Origin of the sequence: Streptomyces recifensis (assembly GCF_002154615.1) — a bacterium.
In the GTDB taxonomy this organism is placed as follows: domain Bacteria; phylum Actinomycetota; class Actinomycetes; order Streptomycetales; family Streptomycetaceae; genus Streptomyces; species Streptomyces griseoluteus.
This window is the reverse complement of the sequence record NZ_MUNH01000584.1, coordinates 1-5,675: the sequence shown is the minus strand read 5'-3', so window position 1 is coordinate 5,675 and position 5,675 is coordinate 1. Positions and strand designations below refer to the sequence as shown.

The following is a 5,675-nucleotide window of genomic DNA, read 5'->3' as shown; positions in this document are numbered from 1 at the left end:
CGCGCGCTCGCCGGGGGCGATCTCCAGCACGATTTCGTCGTGGACCTGGAGCAGCATCCGCGACTTCAGCCGCGCCTCGCGCAGCGCCCGGTCCACGTTGAGCATCGCGATCTTGACGATGTCGGCGGCGGTGCCCTGGATCGGGGCGTTCAGCGCCATCCGCTCGGCGGCCTCGCGGCGCTGGCGGTTGTCGCTGTTGAGGTCGGGCAGGTAGCGGCGGCGGCCGAAGAGGGTCGCCGTGTAGCCGGTCGCCCGTGCCTCGTCGACCGCGCGGCGCAGATAGTCCCGCACCCCGCCGAACCGCTCGAAGTAGGTGTCCATCAGCGCGCGGGCCTCGCCGGCGTCGATGTTGAGCTGCTGGGAGAGGCCGAAGGCGGACAGGCCGTAGGCGAGGCCGTACGACATGGCCTTGATCTTGCGGCGCATCTCCGCGTCGACCGAGTCCCGGCCGACCGAGAAGACCTGGGAGGCGACCGTGGTGTGCAGGTCCTCGCCGGAGGTGAACGCCTGGATCAGGCCGGCGTCCTCGGAGAGGTGGGCCATGACGCGCAGCTCGATCTGGCTGTAGTCGGCCGTCATCAGGGACTCGAAGCCCTCGCCGACCACGAAGCCCCGGCGGATCGCGCGGCCCTCGTCGGTGCGGACCGGGATGTTCTGCAGGTTGGGGTCCGTGGAGGACAGCCGGCCGGTCGCCGCCACCGTCTGGTTGAAGGTGGTGTGGATACGGCCGTCGGCGGCGATGGTCTTGATCAGGCCCTCGACGGTGACGCGCAGCTTGGCCTGCTCCCGGTGGCGGAGCATGATCACCGGCAGTTCGTTGTCGGTCTGCGCGGCGAGCCAGGCCAGGGCGTCGGCGTCGGTGGTGTAACCGGTCTTGGTCTTCTTGGTCCTCGGCAGCGCCAGCTCGCCGAACAGGACCTCCTGGAGCTGCTTGGGCGAGCCGAGGTTGAACTCGTGCCCCGCCGCCGCGTGCGCCTCCTTCACGGCCTGCTGCACGGCGCCCGCGAAGGTCTGCTCCATGCTCTCCAGGTGCGGGCGGTCGGCCGCGATGCCGTGCCGCTCCATGCGGGCGAGCAGGGCGGAGGTGGGCAGCTCCATGTCCCGCAGCAGGTCGGCGGCGCCGACCTCGGCGAGCCGGGTCTCCAGCGCCTCGCCCAGGTCGAGGATGGCGCGGGCCTTGATCATCAGGGCCTCGGCCTCGGCGCCGTCGTCCCCGCCGAAGGCGAGCTGACCGTCGGCCGCGGCGGCCGGGGCCAGCTCGCGGTGCAGGTACTCCAGCGAGAGCGCGTCCAGGTCGAAGGAGCGCCGGCCGGGCTTGACCAGGTAGGCGGCGAGCGCGGTGTCCATGGTCACGCCCTCGACCTGCCAGCCGTGCTCGGCCAGCACCCGCATGGCGCCCTTGGCGTTGTGCAGGACCTTGGGGCGCGCGGCGTCGGCCAGCCAGCCGGCGAACGCCCGCTCGTCGGCCTCGTCCAGCTCGGCGGGCTCGAACCAGGCGGCTGCTCCCCCGGCGGCGGCGAGGGCGACCTCGGCCACCGAGCCGGAGCCCAGCGCCCAGGTGTCGACCGTGGCCATGCCCAGCGGCCCGGCGGCGTGCTCGGCCAGCCAGCCGGCCAGCTCGCCGGTGCCCAGGACCGTGCCGTCCACCTCGATGCCGTCCGCGACGACCGGGGTGGCCTCGGCCTCCTCGGCGCCGGGGTCGACGGCGAAGAGCCGCTCGCGCAGCGAGGGGTTGCGGATCTCCAGGGTGTCCAGGAACGCCGCCACATTCTTGCGGTCGTACGGCTCACGGGCGAGGTCCGCGACCGTCCTCGGCAGCTCGACCTCGCGCTCCAGCTCGGTCAGGACGCGGTTCAGCCTGACCGACTCCAGGTGGTCGCGGAGGTTCTGCCCGGCCTTGCCCTTGACCTCCTCGACGCGCTCGACCAGCTCCGCGAACGAGCCGAACTGGTTGATCCACTTCGCGGCGGTCTTCTCGCCGACGCCGGGGATGCCGGGCAGGTTGTCGGACGGGTCGCCGCGCAGGGCGGCGAAGTCGGGGTACTGGGCGGGCGTCAACCCGTACTTCTCGAAAACCTTCTCCGGGGTGAAGCGGGTCAGCTCCGAGACGCCCTTGGTGGGGTAGAGCACCGTGGTGTGCTCGCTGACCAGCTGGAAGGAGTCCCGGTCGCCGGTGACGATCAGCACGTCGAAGCCCGCGGCCTCGGCCTGGGTGGCGAGGGTGGCGATCACGTCGTCCGCCTCGAAGCCGTCCACGGCGAAGCGGGGCGCGTGCATCGCGTCCAGCAGCTCGCCGATCAGCTCGACCTGGCCCTTGAACTCGTCCGGCGTCTTGGAGCGGTTCGCCTTGTACTCGGTGAACCGCTCGGAGCGCCAGGTCTTGCGGGACACGTCGAAGGCGACCGCGAAGTGCGTGGGCGCCTCGTCACGCAGGGTGTTGGCCAGCATCGAGGCGAAGCCGTAGATCGCGTTCGTCGGCTGGCCCGTCGCGGTGGTGAAGTTCTCCGCGGGCAGCGCGAAGAACGCGCGGTACGCCAGTGAGTGCCCGTCCATGAGCATCAGGCGGGGTCGGCCGCCGGGAGGGGTGTCGGTCTTCTTCGATGCTGTCTCTGCCACGCCCCCGATCCTGCCACGCCGCACTGACAGCCGAGTCCGCGAAGCGTCGCACCGGAAGATCGCGCACTGTCCACAGGGCTTCCCCCACCCGCTGTCCACAGGGCTCCCGCTGCGGACGCCCGCGGGGCATGCTTGTCCGGCGGGGCCGGGGGACCCCGGATGCGAGAAGGACGATCGAAGGGAAGCGGGCGATGGCGACGAAGCCGCCCAAGGGTGATCCGGTGCAGGACGCGCCGCGGACAGGGGAGCCGAAGCACGCGGCGGCGGGGCTGCCCGCGGTGGGGCATTCCCTGAAGATCGCGCAGCAGCAGATGGGGGTGCGGCGCACCGCGCTCACCCTGCTGCGGGTGAACCAGAAGGACGGCTTCGACTGCCCCGGCTGCGCCTGGCCCGAGCCGGAGCACCGGCACATGGCGGAGTTCTGCGAGAACGGCGCCAAGGCGGTGGCCGAGGAGGCCACGCTGCGCCGGGTCACCCCGGAGTTCTTCGCCGCGCACCCGGTGGCCGACCTCGCGGGGCGCAGCGGCTACTGGCTGGGCCAGCAGGGCCGCCTCACCCACCCCATGTACCTGCCCGAGGGCGCCGACCGCTACGAGCCGGTCAGCTGGGAGCGTGCCTTCGACATCGTCGCGGAGGAGATCGCGGCCCTCGGCTCGCCGGACGAGGCGGTCTTCTACACCTCGGGACGCACCAGCAACGAGGCGGCGTTCCTGTACCAGCTCTTCGCCCGTGAGCTGGGCACCAACAACCTGCCCGACTGCTCCAACATGTGCCACGAGTCGTCCGGTTCGGCGCTCTCGGAGACGATCGGCATCGGCAAGGGCAGCGTCCTGCTGGAGGACCTGTACCGAGCCGACCTGATCATCGTGGCCGGGCAGAACCCCGGCACCAACCATCCGCGCATGCTCTCCGCGCTGGAGAGGGCCAAGACGGCCGGCGCGCGGATCATCAGCGTCAATCCGCTGCCCGAGGCGGGCCTGGAGCGGTTCAAGAACCCGCAGACCCCACAGGGCATGCTGAAGGGCGCCGCGCTCACCGACCTGTTCCTGCAGATCCGCATCGGCGGCGACCAGGCCCTCTTCCGCCTGCTGAACAAGCTGATCCTTGAGACGGAGGGCGCGGTCGACGGGGAGTTCGTCCGCGAACACACCCACGGCTACGAGGAGTTCGCGGACGCGGCGGCCAAGGCCGACTGGGACGAGACGCTGGCCGCGACCGGGCTCACCCGCGCGGAGATCGAGCGGGCCCTGGAGATGGTGCTGGCCTCGAAGCGGACCATCGTCTGCTGGGCCATGGGCCTCACCCAGCACAAGCACTCGGTGCCGACCATCCGTGAGGTGGTCAACTTCCTCCTGCTGCGCGGCAACATCGGCCGCCCCGGCGCCGGGGTGTGCCCGGTGCGCGGGCACTCCAACGTGCAGGGCGACCGCACGATGGGCATCTTCGAGCGCCCCGCGCCCGCCTTCCTGGACGCGCTGGAGCGGGAGTTCGGCTTCGCCCCGCCGCGCGAGCACGGCTTCGACGTCGTACGGGCCATCCGCGCGCTGCGGGACGGCGAGGCGAAGGTGTTCTTCGCCATGGGCGGCAACTTCGTCTCTGCCTCCCCCGACACCGAGGTCACCGAGGCGGCCATGCGGCGGGCCCGGCTGACCGTGCACGTGTCGACCAAGCTCAACCGGTCGCACGTGGTCACCGGCGCCCGCGCGCTGATCCTGCCGACACTGGGCCGCACCGAGCGCGACGTCCAGGGCGGCGGTGAGCAGTTCGTCACCGTCGAGGACTCCATGGGCATGGTGCACGCCTCGCGCGGCCGGCTGGCGCCCGCGAGCCCCCACCTGCTGTCCGAGCCCGCCATCGTGGCCAGGCTGGCGCGGCGGGTACTGCCGGACAGCACGGTGCCGTGGGCGGAGTTCGAGCGGGACTACGCGGCGATCCGCGACCGCATCGCGCGGGTGGTCCCCGGCTTCGAGGACTTCAACGCCCGCGTCACCCGCCCCGGCGGCTTCACCCTGCCGCACGCCCCGCGTGACGAGCGCCGCTTCCCCACCGCCACCGGCAAGGCCAACTTCACCGCCGCGCCGGTGGAACACCCGGACGTGCCCGAGGGCCGTCTGCTGCTCCAGACCCTGCGCTCGCACGACCAGTACAACACCACGATCTACGGCCTGGACGACCGCTACCGGGGCATCACCGACGGCCGCCGCGTGGTGCTGGTCCACCCCGAGGACGCCCGCGAACTCGGAGTGAGCGACGGGAGTTACGTGGACCTGGTCGGCGAGTGGAGCGACGGGGTGGAGCGGCGGGCGCCCGGTTTCCGGGTGGTGCACTACCCGACCGCGCGGGGCTGCGCCGCCTCGTACTACCCGGAGACCAATGTGCTGGTGCCGCTGGACGCCACCGCCGACACGAGCAACACCCCGGCCAGCAAGTCGGTGGTGATCCGGCTGGAGGCGCGCCCGGAGGGCCGTCTGGAACAATCGGCGACCGACTGAGCGTTCGCTCAGTGATATGGGTCGCCGCCGGACAGGCGCACGAGAACGGAGCCGGGCATGGGTGAGCAGCAGCAGGTGAAATTCCCGCAGGAGATCATCGACGAGTACGCGGCGCTCGGTGTGGACCTGCCCGCGATGTTCTCCGCCGGTCACCTGGGGACGCGGATGGGCGTGCAGATCATCGAGGCGGCGCCGGAGCGGGTGGTCGGCACCATGCCGGTGGAGGGCAACACCCAGCCGTACGGCCTGCTGCACGGCGGTGCCTCGGCGGTGCTCGCCGAGACCCTAGGCTCGGTCGGCTCGATGCTGCACGGCGGCAGTTCCAAGGTCGCCGTCGGTGTCGACCTGAACTGCACCCACCACCGGGGCGTCCGCTCCGGCCTGGTCACCGGCGTCGCCACCCCGGTCCACCGGGGCCGCTCCACGGCGACCTACGAGATCGTCATCACCGACGAGCAGGACCGCCGCGTCTGCACGGCCCGTCTGACCTGCCTCCTGCGCGACCTCCCGGCGGGCGAGGACCCGGCGAAGGACTGACGCTCCCCGTTGCCCCGCCCCGTCCCACGC

General features: G+C 71.9%; 3 protein-coding genes. 2 read left to right on the top strand and 1 reads right to left on the bottom strand.

Going from position 1 to position 5,675, the window contains the following annotated elements; genetic code table 11:
• Positions 1 to 2,616 (bottom strand): DNA polymerase I (polA, locus tag CCN33_RS26495; RefSeq protein WP_086695980.1); only part of this gene is annotated, 2,616 nt, incomplete at its 3' end.
• A gap of 191 nt (positions 2,617 to 2,807) precedes the next feature.
• Between polA and CCN33_RS26490 the strand changes: the two genes are divergently transcribed.
• A complete protein-coding gene (locus tag CCN33_RS26490; protein ID WP_086695979.1) occupies positions 2,808 to 5,108 on the top strand; it encodes an FdhF/YdeP family oxidoreductase in 2,301 nt (766 codons plus the stop codon).
• A 57-nt stretch (positions 5,109 to 5,165) separates the two neighbouring features.
• Complete coding sequence (locus CCN33_RS26485; protein WP_086695978.1) at positions 5,166 to 5,645, top strand: PaaI family thioesterase; 480 nt, start codon at positions 5,166 to 5,168, stop codon at positions 5,643 to 5,645.
• Positions 5,646 to 5,675 lie beyond the last annotated feature (30 nt).